This is a genomic window from Macrococcus brunensis (genome assembly GCF_022343725.1).
Lineage (GTDB): Bacteria > Bacillota > Bacilli > Staphylococcales > Staphylococcaceae > Macrococcus > Macrococcus brunensis.
In genome coordinates this window covers 1,647,796-1,666,699 of record NZ_CP092179.1, presented here as the reverse complement: position 1 = coordinate 1,666,699, position 18,904 = coordinate 1,647,796, and the positions used below count along the sequence as shown (strand labels likewise).

Genomic DNA, 18,904 nt, shown 5'->3' with positions numbered 1-18,904 from the left:
CCACTGAAAATCCCCTTTAATAATCTACGATTATTCTGATAATTAAAGGCGAATCGCAATTGAATAAAAATCTTTTAGAGAACATGAATTTTGAAATTCATGTTCTTTATTTTGTTCTCATCATTTAAACTTAAGGAAACAGGGGGAGTCGTTCAATGATCAGACCGGATTCACAGAAGATAAACAGTAATTATTCAGACCTTTATGACATAGTTGTACCTAAAAATAACAAACTGAGAAGAAGAAAGACATTATCGATTTTTCATTCATCTACGATGAAGTAATAGAAAATTATTCGATAACGAAAGGAAGAAGTGCCGTAAGTCCTGTCAGAATGTTTAAATATCTGCTTCTGAAAGTTATTTTTGATTTATCAGACGTTGATGTGGTGGAACGCTCACGTTATGATATGTCTTTTAAGTTTTTTCTGGATATGGCGCCTGAAGAAGAAGTGATTCACTCCAGTTCTCTCACAAAGTTTAGAAAGCTTCGTCTCAAGGACATGAACCTGCTGGATCTGCTGATTAAAACTTCCGTTGAAACAGCACAAAATCAGGGCGTTCTAAATGGATCCACCTTAATCGTTGATGCCACCCATAGTCAGTCGAGGTACAATGCTTACCTTCCGAAGGAGATTCTTCAGAAACGTTCAAATCAGATTGTATATGCCGCAGGCAAAATAGATGACACGAAGATAAAACCTCTAAAGCTTAATGATTGTTCTACAAAAGAAGCACTGGATCTGTCGAAATCTTTTCTGGATGATCTGTTAAAAGAAGAAAAGTATCTGTCCATTCCATCCGTGAAAGAAAAAATAAACTATTTCAAAGAAACAATTGAGGATTGTGAGTCAACCTATACAGTATCGGTGGATGAAGATGCACGTGTTGGACACAAATCAGAAGATAAGTCGTTCTTTGGCTATAAGAACCATCTCGCAATGAACACCGACCGTATCATCACAGCGGCTGTTGTAACTACCGGAGAGAAATCCGATGGATGTTACCTGTCGCAGTTGATTGAGAAATCACGTGAAAATGGTGTAGAAGTGGACACCGTTATAGGTGACACAGCCTACTCATCAAGAGACAATCTGGATTACTGCTTTAATGATAATATCGAACTGGTTTCAAAACTCCATCCCCATATTATTCATGGTGTCCGTAAAGAGAATCAGGCCTTTGAATATAATAAGGATGCAGGTATGTTTGTATGTCCGGCAGGACAGTTAGCCGTTAGAAAAGCGCGTCAGGGAAAAAAGCAGGGTCAAAACCAGACGGATACTTATTATTTTGACATTGATAAATGCCAGATCTGCCCTCTCAAAATAGGATGTTATAGAGATGGCGCTAAATCTAAAACATACAGCGTGACAATAAAATCAGAAACCCATAAACATCAGATGAAGTTCATGGATTCTGAAAGATTCAAGTTAATCTCAAGAAAACGATATATGATTGAGGCAAAGAACTCTGAATTAAAAAATAGACACGGTATGAAAAGTTCAAAATACGCGGGTCTATTAAATATGGAAATGCAGACGGCTGCGACAATATTCGTAGTGAATATCAAAAGAATCATAAAACTTATAGATGAAAAATAGGATAAAAGAACCCGTTATTTCCTAATGTTGAGGAAATCGACGGGTTCTTTTACACTATTGAGTTGTTGGAATTAGTGAGATTTTCAGTGGCCTCCGAATTTCGCTGCACTTTTTTTATAAGAATGTTGCGACGTCTGAAACGTCAAGACGACTTGTCGCACGGGGTTCTTTAGCCTGTTTACCGACAGGTATCAGCATAATCGGTAAATAGCGGTCTTCAATATCAAAGGCTTCAATCAGAGCGGTACGATTAAAGCCGCCGATAGGACAGGTTGATAATCCTGCGAGTGTCGCCGCATTCATGAACTGCATGGCTGCAAGTGACGCATTCAGGACGCCTGCCTCAAAAGCATATTCAGGTCGTGAATGTGCACCATTGACCTGTCCGGCAAGTCTTTCTTTTAAGTCAGGGGTCATGCGTCCCGCTTCTATGTCTGGATTAAAGACAGCATCAATATTTTTCTCTGCTTCTTTATCAGCAAGGACGATAAGTGTAGCACTGGCATCAGTAATTTGACGCTGGTTAAAAGCGAGAGGAAGAAGTTTCTCTTTTGCGGCGTCACTATGAATGACGATATATTTCCAGTGCTGCAGATTCCATGCGGAAGGTGCACGGTTCGCTTTCTCTAAGAGATCGACTATCTCTTCTTTAGACAGTTTAAAATTGGGGTCATATTCTTTGACCGCTTTTCTATCAGTGAAAATATTTAATTCTGACATGATAATCCTCCTTTTAATTAGCACTTATATATTAAGTGAAAGAAGGTCAAATTGCAATTTTACTGTTTGAGCTCTGCTTCTACATGTTCATTTGTAATCGGATGGATAAAAGTCAGTTTATAGCCTGTTAACTGAAGCTGACGTAATTTAGAATCACTGTATAATGGGTCACCAAGTACTGGATAGCCGATTGCAGCAAGATGGACACGGATTTGATGGGTGCGGCCTGTATCCAGTTTAAGTTCAACTTCCGTGACACCATCGCCCAGCACTTTTGAATCAATGATATGTGTGACTGCCTGCTGACCACTATCTGATACACGACGTTTATTTGGGTGAAATTTATCTTTACCGATCGGCAGTTCAATAGTCTGCTGTTTGATTGGTAATAAACTACGTACTTTCGCTTTATAGGTTCTGGTGATGTCACGCTGTTCCAGCATTCGGTCCAGTATTTTTTTGACAAGTGGATTTTTTGCAACGAGCACGAGGCCAACTGTCTCCTGATCGAGACGATGAATCGGTTCAACGTAGTCCGATTTCAGTGTATAGACCGCGTGGTTAAGCAGTGTGTTCGTCTCCATCATGTCGTTCGGGTGCGTCTTGACACCTTTTGGCTTCACAAGTATGGCCAGGTACTCATCTTCGTAAGCGACTTCGCAAAGTCTGAACGACGATTTGTACTGACTTTTTTCTTCCATGACTGGTAGCATCAACTGATCATCTGTATGAAGTATAGAGTGAAACGTTGCCGGTTCATTATTGATAGTCAGTTCTTTTGACATGCGAAGTTCGTGAATCATTTTCTTAGGCAGCATCCAGTGTTTCAGCAGTTCTTCTACTGTCATGCCGTCAAATGACTGATTGATTGTAATATTCATAGTAGCCTCCATCTAATGTTTAGCGACTCCTTGAGTCGTGTATAATATTTATTATAGAGTAAACGAAGGAGTATGAACATGACTGAAGAACTTAACTTAGAGAATTTTAATAAATCAATTGAATCCCGTCTGATGACTTTTGATGATATAGAGGAAGTCATCAGATTGCAGGAAGTCTGTTTTCCTGGCATGGAACCCTGGAAAAAAGAACAGCTTGAATCCCATTTAAACCTTTTTCCGCGCGGACAGGTCGTTATTGAATATGAAGGAACATTAATCGGTTCTTCTTCAAGCTTAATCATCAACTTTGATGAATATGATGATCGCCATACGTGGGATGATATTACGGATAAAGGTTATATCACGAACCATAATGAAAACGGTCATAACCTTTACGGCATAGAAGTAATGGTGCATCCGGATTTCCGCGGGATGCGTGTCGGACAGCGTCTGTATGAAGCACGTCGTGAGATTGCCTATGAACTGAACTTAAAGAGTATTATCATCGGTGGCCGTATTCCGAACTATCATCTTTACAAAGATGAGTTATCGCCACGCGAATATGTTAATGACGTCATGAAACGGAAAATCAAGGACCCGGTACTGACATTCCAGTTTATGAACGGCTTCACTTTAATGCGTATTAATCCAGGTTATCTGCCTGACGACGTGAAAAGTAATAAATACGCGACACTTATGGAATGGAACAATCCAGATTTCGTAGCGAAGACTAATCTGCATTTCAAGACAAGCTACCCTGTACGTATCTGTACCGTCAACTATATGATGCGTAAAATAGATTCTTTTGAAGAGTTTGCGAACCAGATTGAATATTTCGTTGATGTTGCCTATGATGCGGGCAGTGACTTTGTCGTTTTCCCGGAGTTACTGACGACACAGCTGATGAGCTTTGATGAACGCCGCAACCCAGCTGAATCAATCCGTCATCTGACCAAATATACAGAACAGTATATTGAAATGTTCAACAGCTTTGCGATGCGTTATAACATCAATATTATCGGTGGTTCTCACTTCGTTGAGGAAGATGATGAAATCTACAATATCTCATACTTATTCCGTCGTGACGGCTCAATTGAGAAACAGTACAAGATTCATGTGACACCTAACGAGCGCCGCTGGTGGGGAATTTCACCAGGTAACAGAGTAGAAGTCTTTGACACAGACTGCGGTAAAATCGCTATCCAGATCTGTTATGACAGTGAGTTTCCTGAAATGGCACGTATTGCGACTGAAAAAGGAGCGAAAATTATTTTTACGCCGTTCTCAACAGAAGACCGTCAAAGCTACTTACGTGTGAAATACTGTTCTATGGCTCGTGCCATTGAGAACCAGATCTATACTGTAACAAGTGGTACTTGCGGTAACTTGCCTCAGACTGAAAACATGGACATCCAGTATTCAGCGTCAGGCATCTACACGCCGAGCGATTTCGGCTTCGCACGTGACGGTATCATCGGTGAGACAGGTGAGAACGTAGAGATGGTGATGATCGGCGATGTCGATCTTGAAGGATTACGTCGTGGGCGTGAAGATGGTACGGTGCGTCAACTCCGTGACCGCAGACATGACCTTTATCATATTCAATACAAGAAATAAGGTGAGCGCATGAAATCAAAGACAGCACTGTTAAAAGAAATAGCAGAATTTCTGAATGAAGAGACAGAAGTACAGTCAATGCTGTTTGGTGCGCTAAAACGGCTGGTTGAAGGCAGTGAGTTTTCGACCGGCTGGATTTTTTTCATCGACAATGAAGGCCATCATCAGCTGGTATCTGATTATGAACTGCCGCAAGCATTAGAGCGGAATGATTGTCACTATATGACAGAAGGGCCATGCTGGTGCGTATCACGTTATCATCAAGGTAAACTGACGAAGGCGTCGAATATCATCACCTGTTCTCGGATTGTTAAGGCGAACCGAAAGTTTCCGACTGAAACAGGCGGTATTACACATCATGCGACAGTGCCACTGCAGTCTGGACAGGAAAAGTTCGGTCTGTTAAATGTGGCTACGCCTCATAAAGAAACGTATAGTGCTGAAGAGCTGGAGCTACTGGAATCCGTCGCATTTCAGATCGGCAGTGCCATCAAGCGTATTGCGCTGACTGAGAAAGAACGGGAGATTGCACTGACAAATGAACGGAACCGTTTAGCGCGTGACCTGCATGATTCCGTTAATCAGATGTTATTCTCACTGAAGCTGACAGCGCATGCAGCGGGTGCTCAGACAGTAGATAATCGTTCTAAGATGGCGTTTTCTATCATCGAGGAAACGAGTCAGAATGCGGTCAATGAGATGCGTGCACTTATCTGGCAGCTGAAACCAATCGGTCTGGAAGAAGGGCTGACCCATGCGATCCGTCAGTATGCTCAGGTGCTGAATCTGGAGACGACGATTCATGTAGATGGTTTAGTCCAGTTTGATAATAAAGAAGAGATTACCATCTTCAGAATCGTTCAGGAAGCACTTAACAACATCAGAAAGCATGCTGAAACACAAGAAGCAGTCATCACAATCAGTGCAGACTCTGTTAAAATAGAAGATAACGGAAAAGGCTTTACTGCCAGCTCAGCAGACCAGTTGCCGACCCATGGGCTCAGCAACATGCAGCAGCGTGCAGAGTCGATAGGCGGACAGTTATCGATTGACAGCAGCAAAGCGGGGACAACGATTACACTGCAGCTGAAAGGATGAGAAGATGACGACACTTTTACTTGTTGATGACCATCATATTGTCAGACAAGGTCTGAAGTTTCTAGTTGATTCGATGACAGATTATGAAGTCGTCGCAGATTTCAGCGATGGTCGGGAAGTCATTGGCTACCTGGCAGAAGGCGTGCATCCAGACTGTATCCTGATGGATCTTGTGATGCCACATATGGACGGTATTGAAACAACGAAATACATCAAACAGCATTATCCTGATATCAAGATTCTGGTTTTATCCAGCTATATCGACGAGGAACATGTTATCGGCGTGATGGAAGCAGGGGCAGACGGTTATGAAGTGAAAGATTCTGAACCCGGTCAGCTGATAGAAACCATCAATAAAGTAGTGGCAGGAGAAAAATATTTCCATCCTGCTGTCATGACAGCAGCAGAGACAGCCGTTTCATTACCGCATCTAAAGAATAAACTGTCTAAACGAGAACTTGAAGTGCTGGAAGAGATGACAAAAGGGCATACGAATAAAGAAATAGCAGATATTCTATTCGTATCAGAAAAAACGGTCAAGACGCATGTCAGTCATATTTTCACTAAACTTGAAGTGACAGACCGTACGCAAGCTGCTATCTATGCGATGACTTATAACTTAATCAATAAATAAAAAGAGTCTGGGACATAAATAGTTCTGGGTAGTAAAAAAAGACGAAGAAAATGTGATTTCAACATTTTTTTCGTCTTTTTATGATTTTTACAGATAATCTGACCGCCTACGGCAGCCATTTTTCTTATATTTACTGCCATTAAGGCGATACCAATTTCTTTTTTTACTTTGGCAGTTCCTCGAACTGACATTCGAGTGAACCCCAAAATAGCCTTCAGATATCCAAATACTGGTTCGACATCTATCTTGCGACGCGCATAGATGTTACCAGTTTCCTGATCTGAAAGCTTTTGTCTTGTGTATTCTTTAAAGTACTCCAGGTTATTATTCCTGAAGATTTTCTTGTTTCCGGCTGCTTGTGCTGAAATACACTGGGTCTTCAATGGACATTCCTGACACATATCGCATTGATAGACCTTTGATACTTGCTCTTTATCACCATTTTTTCTCACACTATAATCTTTAAAAGGGAGTGGATGATTCTGAGGACATATAAAGGCATCCTCCAATTCATGATACTTCCAGTTAAAAGTGTTAAATCGATCTTTTCTGTAGCCTGGAGACTGCTCTTTTACATACATATTGAAAGGAATGAGCGGGATGACCTGCAGGTCATCTATAAGTATTTCATAGTTACTTTCACTTCCATAACCAGCATCAGCCACTATGTGTTGCGGAAATTTATGATAGAGCGCTTTGTATGTATTCAGAAATGGAATCAGTGTCTTAGTATCTGTAGGGTTTGGAAAGACATCGTATGCGAGAACGAACTGGTTGTTAGTGGCAATTTGAATATTATATCCGGCTTTCAACTGACCATTCCTCATATGATCATCCTTCATACGCATAAACACGGCATCATGGTCAGTCTTAGAATAGCTGTTTCTTTCTCCTAATATCTTGAGCTGTCCCTCATATTTTTTATTTCTTTCAAAGATCGCTCTAATTTCTTTTTGCCCAGCCTTTAATGATGTTCTCTCTTTTCTGATACTTTTTCTTTCCTCTGAATCGTCGCTCTGCTCCATTTTATGTGTTAAATCTTCGATTTTCTCTGTGAGAGCTTCGTCGACATACGGGGTATCATCAATATTAAATTCTTCATCCATTTCGTTCTTTATCTCCTGAATGATTTCATTTTCATAGAGATCCTCATAGATAAGCCGGGCTCTGGTCACAGCTTTGGACTGATTATTGAGAACAGTCTTCTTCCATACGAATGAATACTTATTTGCGTTTGCTTCAATTTTTGTTCCATCTATAAAGATGGCATCCTCATCTATCAGATTGTTTTCAGTTAGCTGAGCTCTGAAATTAGTATACAAATTTTTCAGTAGGTCATCCATCACCGGATGAACTCTAAAGCGATTGATGGTTCTATAGGAAGGCTTCTGTTCCTGAGACAACCACATCATTCTAATGCTGTCATTAAGAGAGGCTTCAATCCGTCTGCCTGAGAAAACAGACTGTGTATATGAATAAAGAATAATCTTAAGCATCATCTTGGGATGGTACGAGGAAGCTCCTCGGGAGTTATAGTATTTTGAATACTGACTTTCTGGTATTGATTCAACTAGATCATGAATGATGGCACATAAATCTTTATCTCCGAACAAGATACGAGTGTCCAATGGCAGAATGAGTTGATTTGTGTTATAATTTTTATACATAAAGAGGCTCCTTTTCTGTTGTTGTGGTGACTACATTATAAAAGAGAGCTTCTTTTTTTGCACTTAAAAACGGAAATTCCATACAGGAATTTCCGTTTTTCTTTTGAGTCGAGTAGATAAATCGTAGATTTAGTTATTTATGTCCCAGACTCTTTGTTTTATCTATTATATTGCCAGCCCTGATCATTGTGATAGATCATCTGCTTCGTCATGCCGCCATCCACTGTAAAGACCTGACCTGTAATGAAGCCCGCTTTATTAGAAGCGAGAAACAGCATCATCTCAACGATATCTTCTGGTTTACCGACGCGTCCAGCCGGATGCTGTGAGTTGTTCGCACCTGAAAAATCAGTGTGGGTCGTATCAATCCACCCTGGAGCGATGGCGTTGACTCTAATATCAAGACTGACGGCCAGTGCATGTGTCAGGCTGGTTAAGCCGCCTTTAGCTGCCGCATAACTTTCTGTCTGGGACTGACTCATGTCTGCACGTGTAGAAGTGATATTGATAATCGAACCTTGCTCAGTAAAATCATCTTTAAAGAGTTTACTGAGGTAAAATGGTGCAGCAACACCGACCTGCTGTGCGTAGAGAAACTCTTCATAACTGCACTTGTCAATCCCTTTCATTAACGGCAGGGCATTATTGATCAGGATATCAATTGAACCAAAATCCTTCTTCACTTTATCGTGAAACTGATCGAGAACTTCAGGGCGGCTGATATCACCTATAAAGTAATCATTGTCCTGTATATCGATGACAGCGACATGAGCACCTTCCTGTCTAAAGCGTTCTGCAGCAGCACGACCGATTCCTGCTGCGCCACCTGTGATGACAACGACTTTATCTTTGAACATCTGTGTCTCCTCCTTCTGGCTCGATATGGACGATAGTTTCAATAGAACCGAACTGTTCTTTCATCTTGAACTCAATGGCTTCAGCGATATCATGACTCTCTTTAACAGTGAGCAGTGAATTGACGGTCACAGTGACATCGGCAAATGTGATGACGCCATGGTTACGACCTTTTAAGTCGATCACTTGAATCACACCTGGAATGGTCGTGACCAGGTTTTTCATATCAGTCAGAGTCTCGACATCAAATCCATCTGTCAAAGTGATGGCAGTATCCTTGAAAATATCAATAGAAGTCTTCATGATGATAAGACCGACAACGATCGCCGCAATCGTATCAAGCGTATGGAAACCGAACATGACACCTAGAATTCCGCCAAGAGTACCGAAGCTGACAAGCGCATCGGATAAATTATCATAGGCTGCAGCCTTGAGTGCACTGGAACCGACTTTTTTAGCGAGATTGCGATTATAGAAATAGACAACAAGCATCAGAAGGCCGGACACAAAGGCGACGATACCTGCTTCGAAAGTAGGTGCTGAGTACTCCCTTTTAATAAAGTGAGTGATGCCCTGCACGATAACTTGAACTGACACAGCGAACATGATGAATGAAGCAATCAGTGAAGCAATAAACTCTGAACGGTAATGACCGTAGTTATGATTCGAGTCCGCTGGCCGCATTGAGATTGAAAGACCAATCAGGAGAGCAATAGATGAGATGACATCTGTTGCGTTGTTAAGACCATCAGCCACCAGGGCATGAGATTGATTGAGATAACCGAAAGCTACTTTGAGGATAGTCAGTAAAATATACATCATGATACTGACGCGTGCGCCTTTTTTCGCCTGTTCCAGTTTATCTTTGATATGCATACGATCCCGCCTTTATATAGAATACTTCATTATTATGACGGAAAAACGAGTTCATTTCTACAAAATAGAAGAGTTAGAAGGGTTAAAAATAGCTAAAATAACATAAAATCTGCATTTAAATTGCGTGACTAATCTGTCAATTTACAGAGAATAGACACATATCTGCAAAAGAGCGCAAAATGAGTATTTTTTTCTTTTAATTTTTTGTAAATTATATTAAGATGTTAAAGTGACTTATTTAGATGTGTATTATTTCAATTTAATGTTAACTACATTTAATGATGAGTAAATTGATAAATGAAAGGTTGAATAGAATGGATAAACAAACTTTTACAGATTTACTGCAGACAAAATTCAAAATGGTCAGAATTGAAGCTGGCTATACACAAGATACAATGGCTCAGACGATCGGTCTTTCAAAGAAAACGTTAGTACAAATTGAGAAAGAACGTGTACTTCCTAACTGGACTACATGCGTTTCATTATGTGCTTTATTCCGTGATTCAGAAGTGCTTCAGACGACACTGGGCGGCGATCCGCTTGAAGTGGTTCAAGTGATTTCACGCGGTGCGTGTGCTTATCCGCAGAACGATAACTTAGATGAGCTCTGGTGGGAAACAAAGCGTGAAGAAGCAGGTTTCACGTTACAGTTCAACAAGATTTCAAATCTCTACCGTATTCTTGACCGCTCTAACCAGCCGTTATACGGTTCTAATAAAGAACGCGAGGCTGAAATGTTCTTCTCTAAGAAGACAGCTGAGCAGCTAGTAAATGTTTAAGCAAACGTCATGACGTTTGCTTTTTCTTATAAAGGAGGAACTTTATGCAGTCTTTATTACTCGTGCTCTTCATGGGTCTGATCGGTGCTGTCATCGGGGGCTTTACAAATTATATCGCTATCAAGATGTTATTCAGACCTTATAAGCCTGTTTACTTGTTTGGCAGACAGCTGCCTTTCACGCCGGGTCTTATTCCGAAACGCCGTCATGAACTTTCACAGAAAATAGGTGAGATGGTCACAAGACATCTACTGACGCCTGAAGTCTTCAAGGAAAAGATACTGACAGCCGACACACGCCGGTTCTTTGAAACATTTCTTAAAGATCAACTGATGAATTTAAAAAATCAGCGTTATACGATCCGCTATCTGGCAGAAAAAATGAATCTGGATATAGAAGCTCAATTGAATGTTTTACTTGAAGAAAAAATCAAAAGTGAAATGACATCAATCACAGACAAGTATTACAAAATGCCATTCACGCGTCTTTTACCTGAGCAGACCCGGCAGGACCTCACACTGAAAGTGAACGGTGCCTCTGGATTATTACTTGAGAAGTTTCAGGTTTATATTGCTTCAGATAAAGGCTACGATGATATCCTGAACATGGTAGAGAATTTCTTTACACAAAAAGGGAAGCTGATCAGCCTGCTGCAGATGCTGATGACACCCGCTGCTATCGCAGACCGTGTGCAGCGAGAGATGCTCAAGCTGACAGAAGACAACAAAATTAAGTCAATTATTCAAAGTGAAGTTGATAAAGAATACAGCCGTTTGATGCAGACAACACCCGCTGATTATATGGCTGAAGAAAAAGTTCACGAAGTGATCAATCAGTCAGCTCAGACGATTATAGATAGAATTAATATCAGCGCCTATACACGTACACCGCTCTCTGAACTGTTTCCTGAAGCGTTTCATTATGCTGAAAATGAAGGAATGGACCGTCTGCTTGATAAAGGACTCGCCCGAGTGGCTGATAGTATGCCGGCTATTCTCGAACGTCTCCATATCGCAGAACTAATTAAAGATCAGATTGATCGTTTTGAACTTTCCTTCATTGAACAGCTGATTATTGAGATTGCAAGTAAAGAACTGAAACTCATCACACTGCTTGGCTTCTTACTGGGCGGTATCATCGGGCTCCTGCAAGGGGTTCTCGCTCTCTTTATTTAATTCTAATCAAGTGATTATCTTCTTTAAGTATGTTAAATTAGAGAAAACAGTTAGTTAAAGGAGAATTCATATGTCAGTTAATATTTATGATGAAGCAAACAGATTAGAAAGCGCACTGCGCCAGAGCGAAGAGTATCAGGCGGTTAAAGCGCAATTAGAAGCCGTTAATAACAATGAAGAATCTAAATCAATCTTTGCAGATTTCCGCAACATCCAGATGACTTTACAGGAAAAACAGATGAGCGGCGAAGAGATTACAGAAGAAGATATCGCAAAAGCGAATGAACTTGCAGGTAAAATCGAGCATGATGAAAACATCTCAAAACTTATGCAGGCAGAACAACGTATGGGCCAAGTCATTGAAGATTTAAACCGCATCATCTTAAAACCACTGCAAGATTTATACGGTCAGGACAATCAATAATAGATAGAAAATAAACGAAACCTTGTGTTCGTTTATTTTTTTTAAAGAGGATAAAACATGAAACTATATTTAAAGAATCAGGAAATGGAAAATGACCTCCTATACCTGCAGAATATTATTAATCTTTATTTTGAAGATTCTTTTCTACTCATAGGAGAAGGCGCTAATGAGCTCGCATTCACTATTTCAAAAGAAGAAGCGGTCGCCGTGACAGGGCAAATGACGATTGACGGAGAAACTTATACAGCGACTGCTGAAAGAACTAGTCATGATAAGAAGACAGTGAAACAGGCTGTCGCAGAGACGCTGGTGACTATGCTGACTGCGCACACTGGCGTCACGCAGAGCTGGGGCACGCTGACCGGTATCAGGCCGACCAAGCTGTATCATCGTCTTTATCGTCAAGGGCTGTCGCACGAGGCAATCAGTGACAGGCTCGCTAAAGATTATCTGATCAGCCAGGAGAAGCTCGACCTGATGAAGGAAATTGTTCATACACAGAACGAAGCGATACCTGATTTATATAATCTGAAGCGGGAAGTGAGTGTCTATATCGGCATCCCGTTCTGTCCGACAAAATGTGCGTACTGCACATTCCCTGCCTACAGTATCCTAGTTCATAAAAATGATGTTCCTGAATTTCTAGTGGGGCTGCTGCATGAAATCGCTGAAACAGGGCAATGGCTGAAAGAAAATAATATTAAAGTCACCACTATTTATTTTGGTGGCGGCACACCGACATCAATTACACCGAAAGATTTAAAGCTGCTGCTAGAACAGTGCGATGCATCCTTTGATATGTCGACGGTCAGAGAAGTGACAGTTGAAGCTGGACGTCCTGATACTATTGATGCGGAGACGCTGAAGGTGCTGAATGACTTCAATATCGACCGTATCAGTATTAATCCACAGAGTTTTACAGATGAGACATTGAAAGCAATCGGTCGTCATCACTCTGTTAAAGAAACCGTCGATAAGTTCAGACTGGCCAGAGAACATCATATGAATAATATCAATATGGACCTGATTATAGGGCTGCCGAATGAAGATAGAGAAAATGTCGCACATTCATTAAGAGAAACGAAGAAACTGCGCCCGGAGTCACTCACAGTTCATACGCTCAGCTTCAAGCGGGCAAGTGAGATGACCCGTAACAAAGAGAAATATCCCGTGGCACCTCGTACGGAGATCATGCACATGATGGATATGACCCGTCAGTTTGCATCTGATGAAGGTTACAAGCCGTATTATCTCTACCGGCAGAAAAATATTCTCGGCAATCTTGAAAATATCGGCTACTCTATTGACCAGGAATATTCTCTTTATAATATTCTTATCATGGAAGAAGTTCAGACGATTCTCGGCATCGGCTGCGGGGCTTCTTCTAAGTTCATTCATCCTGAGACAGGTAAGATCGAAAACTATCTCAATCCTAAAGATCCAAAGAGTTATAACAAGTCGTACGCACATTATACGACTGAAAAAATCAAAAAATTGAATCATATCTATAAAGCCGAAGACTAATCTTCGGCTTTTTTATGTTTCGCCGTCTTTTTTATTGTAAAATAAGGTGAAGTCACTAAACGAGGTAGATCAATGATTAAATTTATTCACTGTGCAGATTTACATTTAGATGCGCCATTTCAGTTAAGTGGTTATGTATCAGAGGCTATTATGTCAGATATTCACCGCGCTAGTTTTGAAAGCTTCAGCACCCTTATTAAAGATGCCATTCAGCAGGAGGTCGACTTTGTTCTGATTTCAGGGGATGTTCTGGCTGCTGATAACCAGACACTCAGAACGACTATTTTCCTGAAGAAACAGTTTCAGCGCCTGAAAGATGCAGGGATTTATGTCTACATTATTCTGGGCGAGACAGGACTGCCTTTACGACAAATAAGCTGGCCGGATAACGTCATCATCTTTAATGACCAAGTAGAAAGTTATCAGTTTATTACCAAGTCAGGTGATACTGTCTATGTTCACGGGACAAGCAGCGGACATGATATCAGCTATTTCCCGACAAATCAGGTGGACAAAAGTATCCACATCGGTATGCTTTACGGCGAACTGGGCCGTGATTTCGATCAAGAAGCACTGAATCAGAAACTGTATCATTACTGGGCACTCGGCGGCCGTCATAAAAGGCAGCTGGTCAGTAAGATTCCCCATATTCACTATCCCGGTAACATTCAAAGCTATTTACCAGAAGAAACAGGTCGCAAAGGCTACCTGATGGTTGAAGGTGACCATATCGACATGAAAGTATTGTTTGTGCCCGTGCAGCATATTATTTTCGGGCAGTACGAGGTTCAGGTGGAGGATTTATCGAAGAATGGCCTCCTGAAATTAATGGAAGAGTTCAAAGTGCAGCATCGGCCAGACGGTAAAGGCATCTACCAGATTGAATTTATCAATCAGCAAGAGCAGCTGATTACACCAGGGAAACTTGCAGCTGTCACACGACTCGCACAGCAGCAGGAACGCCATGATAATCTTTTTGTCTGGATCGATAAACTGACTGTAGATCAGGTCGATACAACGACTTTGCACCGTGAATTTGATGCGGCGATGATAGAAGATGATGCCATGTTCGATCAGGCGATGCAGCCTCTTTATCATGATCTCGAAATGAGTCGTTTTCTCGATGATTACACAAAGATTGACCGGGTGGCACTGATTCATCAGGGGGAAAGAAAGCTGAAAGAAAGGCTGAAGAGCGATGAAAATTAAAGGGCTTGAAATATACGGTTATGGCCGGCTTGAAGGACAGCAGTTCAATCTAAATAGAAGTTTCACACAGATCTATGGAGAAAACGAAACCGGTAAGTCGACGATGCAGACGTTCATCCATTCTCTACTTTTCGGTTTTGCACGGACAGATAAACCGCTTTATGTACCTCGTTTCACGAACCAGTACGGCGGTCATATGGTGATGGATGATGAGGGTTCTGAACTCTATATTGAACGGATTTACCGCGATGGCGCGGAGCAGGTCACCATTCTCTATAATAACAGCCCTAAGGACATAGAATGGCTTCATCAGAAGTTTAACTTTATGACGGATGCCGCTTACGACAAAATCTTTTCGTTTGATGTCTTAGGCCTGCAGCAGGTTCATCAGCTGACAGAAGATAAACTGCAGGATTATCTGATGCAGGCAGGGGTTTTCGGTTCCACTGAATTCTCCAGTCTGGAGACCAATCTAATTAAAGAAAAACTGCGTCTTCTGGCACCTGATCATTCTGAAGGAGAACTGAGTGATCATATTACAGAGATCTTAAATCTTCAGCTGCAGATCAGAGATGAAGAAGTCAAGCTTGAACGCTATGAGCAGCTGTCAGCAGAACAGTTTGAACTGAAGCAGAAGATGGATGATATCAAGATGCATATCAGTCAGCTGACAAAACTACAGCAGATGAAGCAGAAAGAAATGAGTTTTCATGCTAACGCAAAGGAATGGAAACAACTTGAACTGCAGCTGAATATAGAGCCGCTCGTCTTTCCGGATCACGGGATTGAACGGTATGAAGGGCTGAAAAAACAGCTGCAGGCTGCAAAACGTGATATTGCGCTTCGTGAAGAAAAAATCGAACAGCTTAAACGTGAGAATTCAGCAATCGAACTACTTGATGGATCTGACTTTGAACAAGCAGAGAAACTGCTGCAGGAGGAACCGCAGATCAAAGTGCATCAGAAAAACCGTGATGCGCTGGAGCGGGATATCGCTGATAAAGAAGCGACACTGGAACGATTACAGCATGATATCGGCTGGCAGGAATATCATGATATCAAGATAGATGAAGCGCTGAAAGACCATCTGATTTATGCGTTGTCAGATAAAGAGCAGCTGAACTTAAAGGCTGCTCAACTGCAGCGTGAAATCAGTCAGCTGTCTCGTGAAGAAGAGCTGAATGCGAGTAAACTGGCAGATATTACGCCTCACATCGTTACAGATGACTTGTTCAGAACGGGTATCCAGCTGTCCGAACAGAGACTGGAACTCAGTCAGAAGACGGAACTCTATCACAAACTGGAATCTGAACAGCAGCGAGCAGCAGAGATAGAAGAACAGAAGCGAAGAAAACTGAATCTGATTTATCTGTTAGGTGGCGTTGTTGGTCTTGCTACTGCTGCATATCTCTTCTACCTGCAGTTCTATATTCCGGCCTCTATCCTGCTCCTGATACCAATTATTATGATTGTCTTATTCGTGCAGAATAAGCCGGTAGAGAACAATCAGAACCATATTATGCAGGATGAAATCAGTCATCTGGAGAGCTCTATCCAGAATATGCAGTCACTACTTGATGATCAGTTTGATTTAGAGCGTCAGCGAAATCTTCGTGATAAGCAGCTGCGTATACTGGATGAGAAAGCGGCTCTCAGCCGTAAAAAAGAACAACTGCAGCAGCTGCTGACTGAAGAAGAAACAGCACTCAAAAAAGTGAATGATACACTGAACAGAACCAAGAACATGCTGAAGCTTAAACTGAGCTACGAAGATTCATTGCTGCCAGATGCTTTTCGCACTATCTATCGTCTGCAGCAGACCTATCAGCAGCTGATGCAGCTAAAAACATCGATGGCCTCCGAACAGCAGCAGCTGGACAGCTTCAGCAGTAAGGTCAATGCTTTCAGCTTAGTGTCTAATGATGTGCCGCCGTCTGTTGTCTTCACAGAACTGGGCGGTCTCGTAAAAACAGAAGTACGTAATCGAAATGAACAGCAGCGAGTCACAGAGCAATTGCAGCTGTCAGAAAAAGAACTGTCAACTTTACAGGACGGTTTTAAAGAGATGGATGCAGAACTGAAGCAGCTGTTCAAGGAAGCAGGCGTTAAAGAGGAGTCTGATTATTACAGACAGTTTGAAGCATTTACTGAGTACCATCAGAATCTGAATCGACATCATCAGTTAAGTCAGCAGCTTGAGGAAGAAAACTTTACGTATGAGATGAGCACTAAACTGTCTGAACAGACATCTGAAGACTTGCGTATTATGGAAGGTCGTATTACAGATCAGCTGAAGGAATACGCAGGCGAACTAAAAGAGCAGGAACATGAACTCTATCAAATCGAGCAGATGATGAAAACGATGGAAGAAGACACTACGCTGTCAGAACTTAATCATCGTTACGCGATTGAGCGTAATATCGTCAACGAACTCGCACTTGATTACAGTGCACTGCATTATATTGAAGTACTGATTGATGCGCACCGTCAAAGAATTAAAGGAGAGCGTATCCCGAACATCATCCGTAAAGCTTCAGAGATATTCACGCTGCTGACAGAAGGACGTTATATAGATGTTATTTATCATGATGCCTTACTCGTTAAGCATAAGAATGGTCAGATCTATCATCCGACTGAGCTGTCTCAGTCGACGAAAGAGCTACTTTATATTACGATGAGACTAAGTCTGGTCGATCATCTCAGATATCTTTATCCATTTCCGGTTATTATTGACGATGCATTTGTCCATTTTGATAAACATCGTAAGGATATGATTCTGGAGTACTTGATGCAGCAGCAGGCTAATCAGTATTTGTACTTCACCTGCAATCGCTCGGCGAATATACCAGCCAAGAATACAATCGTACTTGAGCGCCACGAGAAGGAGTTAAAAAAATGAGAACAATTGAAACATTAAAACCCGGCGAATCGGTCGAAGCATTTTTTCTGATTCACAGAGCTGTCCAAGGTGTGACGAACCAGGGGAAACCTTATCTGACTTTATATCTTAAAGATAAGAGCGGGGATATTGAAGCGAAAGTCTGGACGGTGACAGAACAGGATATCAAAATGCTGCAACCGGAAAAACTCGTTAAAGTCAAAGGTGATGTCATTGATTATCGGGGCCGTAAGCAGATGAAAGTCAATCAGTTCCGTTTAGCGACAGAAGAAGACGGCATCAAGCTCGAACATTTCCTGGAAGCGGCACCTGTATCTGCACAGGAAATGTCTGATCAGCTGATGACTTATGTCATGGATATCGAGAATGCCAACCTGCAGCGTATCACCCGACTTTTACTTAAGAAATACCAGCAGGAATTTCTTGTTTTCCCGGCAGCGAGTTCTAATCATCATAACTTTGTGTCCGGTCTGCTGTATCATGTCATGACAATGCTGAAGCAGGCGGAAGCGCTTTGCGCGATTTATCCGTCGCTGAATAAAAGTCTGCTCTATGCCGGCATCATTCTGCATGATATGGGAAAAGTGAAGGAACTGTCTGGACCGGTCGCAACGAGTTATACTGTAGAGGGAAATCTGCTCGGTCATATTTCCATCATGAGTGACGAAGTAGCAGAGACCGCACGTGAACATGGGATTGAAGGCGAAGAAATTATGCTGCTGAGACATCTGATTCTCGCTCACCACGGTAAACTGGAATATGGCTCACCTAAACTGCCGATGGTCAAAGAAGCGGAGATTCTGCACTTCATCGATAATATCGATGCCCGGATGCAGATGTTTGATAAACATCTGAAGAAAGTAGAGAAAGGCCAGTTCTCTGAGCGTATATTTGCGCTTGAAGGGCGTCAGTTCTATAAACCCGAAACACTGGATTAAAAAAA

At 41.7% G+C, this 18,904-nt stretch carries 15 protein-coding genes and 1 pseudogene; 11 read left to right on the top strand and 5 right to left on the bottom strand.

What is annotated here, in order from left to right; all coding sequences use genetic code 11:
- The first annotated feature begins 155 nt into the window (after positions 1 to 155).
- Positions 156 to 1,603 (top strand): annotated as a pseudogene (locus MGG13_RS08695) (IS1182 family transposase).
- A gap of 114 nt (positions 1,604 to 1,717) precedes the next feature.
- Here MGG13_RS08695 and MGG13_RS08690 read toward each other — a convergent pair.
- On the bottom strand, positions 1,718 to 2,323 hold the full coding sequence (locus MGG13_RS08690) for a nitroreductase family protein (protein ID WP_133432697.1): 606 nt from the start codon (positions 2,321 to 2,323) through the stop codon (positions 1,718 to 1,720).
- A 59-nt stretch (positions 2,324 to 2,382) separates the two neighbouring features.
- The gene (locus tag MGG13_RS08685; RefSeq protein WP_239034625.1) at positions 2,383 to 3,204 is read right to left on the bottom strand and encodes an RluA family pseudouridine synthase; all 822 of its coding nucleotides are present in this window, start codon (positions 3,202 to 3,204) and stop codon (positions 2,383 to 2,385) included.
- Positions 3,205 to 3,282: 78 nt separating this feature from the next.
- On the opposite strand from MGG13_RS08685, the gene MGG13_RS08680 reads away from it, so the two are divergent.
- Genes MGG13_RS08680 through MGG13_RS08670 form a run of 3 tightly spaced genes read left to right on the top strand, consistent with a single transcriptional unit; the run spans position 3,283 to position 6,553 of the window.
- Entirely contained in the window at positions 3,283 to 4,821 is a 1,539-nt protein-coding gene (locus tag MGG13_RS08680; RefSeq protein ID WP_133432695.1) for a bifunctional GNAT family N-acetyltransferase/carbon-nitrogen hydrolase family protein, read from the top strand.
- A gap of 9 nt (positions 4,822 to 4,830) precedes the next feature.
- Entirely contained in the window at positions 4,831 to 5,919 is a 1,089-nt protein-coding gene (locus tag MGG13_RS08675) for a GAF domain-containing sensor histidine kinase (protein WP_239034624.1), read from the top strand.
- Between the two features lie 4 nt (positions 5,920 to 5,923).
- Complete coding sequence (locus MGG13_RS08670; protein ID WP_133432693.1) at positions 5,924 to 6,553, top strand: response regulator; 630 nt, start codon at positions 5,924 to 5,926, stop codon at positions 6,551 to 6,553.
- On the opposite strand, the gene MGG13_RS08665 is transcribed toward MGG13_RS08670, so the two are convergent.
- The 3 genes from MGG13_RS08665 to MGG13_RS08655 all read right to left on the bottom strand — a co-directional run bounded on the left by MGG13_RS08665 (position 6,532) and on the right by MGG13_RS08655 (position 9,951).
- A complete protein-coding gene (locus tag MGG13_RS08665) occupies positions 6,532 to 8,220 on the bottom strand; it encodes an IS1182 family transposase (RefSeq protein ID WP_239034623.1) in 1,689 nt (562 codons plus the stop codon). The two genes, MGG13_RS08670 and MGG13_RS08665, sit on opposite strands and share 22 nt — an antisense overlap.
- Positions 8,221 to 8,378: 158 nt before the next feature.
- The gene (locus tag MGG13_RS08660) at positions 8,379 to 9,077 is read right to left on the bottom strand and encodes an SDR family oxidoreductase (protein ID WP_239034622.1); all 699 of its coding nucleotides are present in this window, start codon (positions 9,075 to 9,077) and stop codon (positions 8,379 to 8,381) included.
- Positions 9,064 to 9,951, bottom strand: a complete 888-nt coding sequence (locus MGG13_RS08655; RefSeq protein ID WP_239034621.1) for a cation diffusion facilitator family transporter — start codon at positions 9,949 to 9,951, stop codon at positions 9,064 to 9,066. The genes MGG13_RS08660 and MGG13_RS08655 overlap by 14 nt, the downstream gene beginning before the upstream one ends.
- Positions 9,952 to 10,265: 314 nt before the next feature.
- Between MGG13_RS08655 and xdrA the strand changes: the two genes are divergently transcribed.
- From xdrA to yhaM, 7 genes are all read left to right on the top strand, one after another.
- Entirely contained in the window at positions 10,266 to 10,730 is a 465-nt protein-coding gene (gene xdrA, locus MGG13_RS08650; protein ID WP_239034620.1) for an XRE family transcriptional regulator XdrA, read from the top strand.
- A gap of 44 nt (positions 10,731 to 10,774) precedes the next feature.
- Positions 10,775 to 11,905, top strand: coding sequence for a DUF445 domain-containing protein (locus MGG13_RS08645; RefSeq protein ID WP_239034619.1), 1,131 nt, complete (start codon positions 10,775 to 10,777; stop codon positions 11,903 to 11,905).
- A 70-nt stretch (positions 11,906 to 11,975) separates the two neighbouring features.
- On the top strand, positions 11,976 to 12,329 hold the full coding sequence (locus MGG13_RS08640) for a YlbF/YmcA family competence regulator (RefSeq protein ID WP_133432688.1): 354 nt from the start codon (positions 11,976 to 11,978) through the stop codon (positions 12,327 to 12,329).
- Positions 12,330 to 12,386: 57 nt separating this feature from the next.
- Positions 12,387 to 13,853, top strand: a complete 1,467-nt coding sequence (locus MGG13_RS08635) for a coproporphyrinogen III oxidase (RefSeq protein ID WP_239034618.1) — start codon at positions 12,387 to 12,389, stop codon at positions 13,851 to 13,853.
- A gap of 72 nt (positions 13,854 to 13,925) precedes the next feature.
- Positions 13,926 to 15,062, top strand: a complete 1,137-nt coding sequence (locus tag MGG13_RS08630) for a metallophosphoesterase family protein (RefSeq protein WP_239034617.1) — start codon at positions 13,926 to 13,928, stop codon at positions 15,060 to 15,062.
- Positions 15,052 to 17,961, top strand: coding sequence for an ATP-binding protein (locus MGG13_RS08625; RefSeq protein WP_239034616.1), 2,910 nt, complete (start codon positions 15,052 to 15,054; stop codon positions 17,959 to 17,961). The genes MGG13_RS08630 and MGG13_RS08625 overlap by 11 nt, the downstream gene beginning before the upstream one ends.
- Positions 17,958 to 18,899, top strand: a complete 942-nt coding sequence (yhaM, locus tag MGG13_RS08620) for a 3'-5' exoribonuclease YhaM (protein WP_133432684.1) — start codon at positions 17,958 to 17,960, stop codon at positions 18,897 to 18,899. Before MGG13_RS08625 ends, yhaM begins: the two co-directional genes overlap by 4 nt.
- The last annotated feature ends 5 nt before the right edge of the window (positions 18,900 to 18,904 follow it).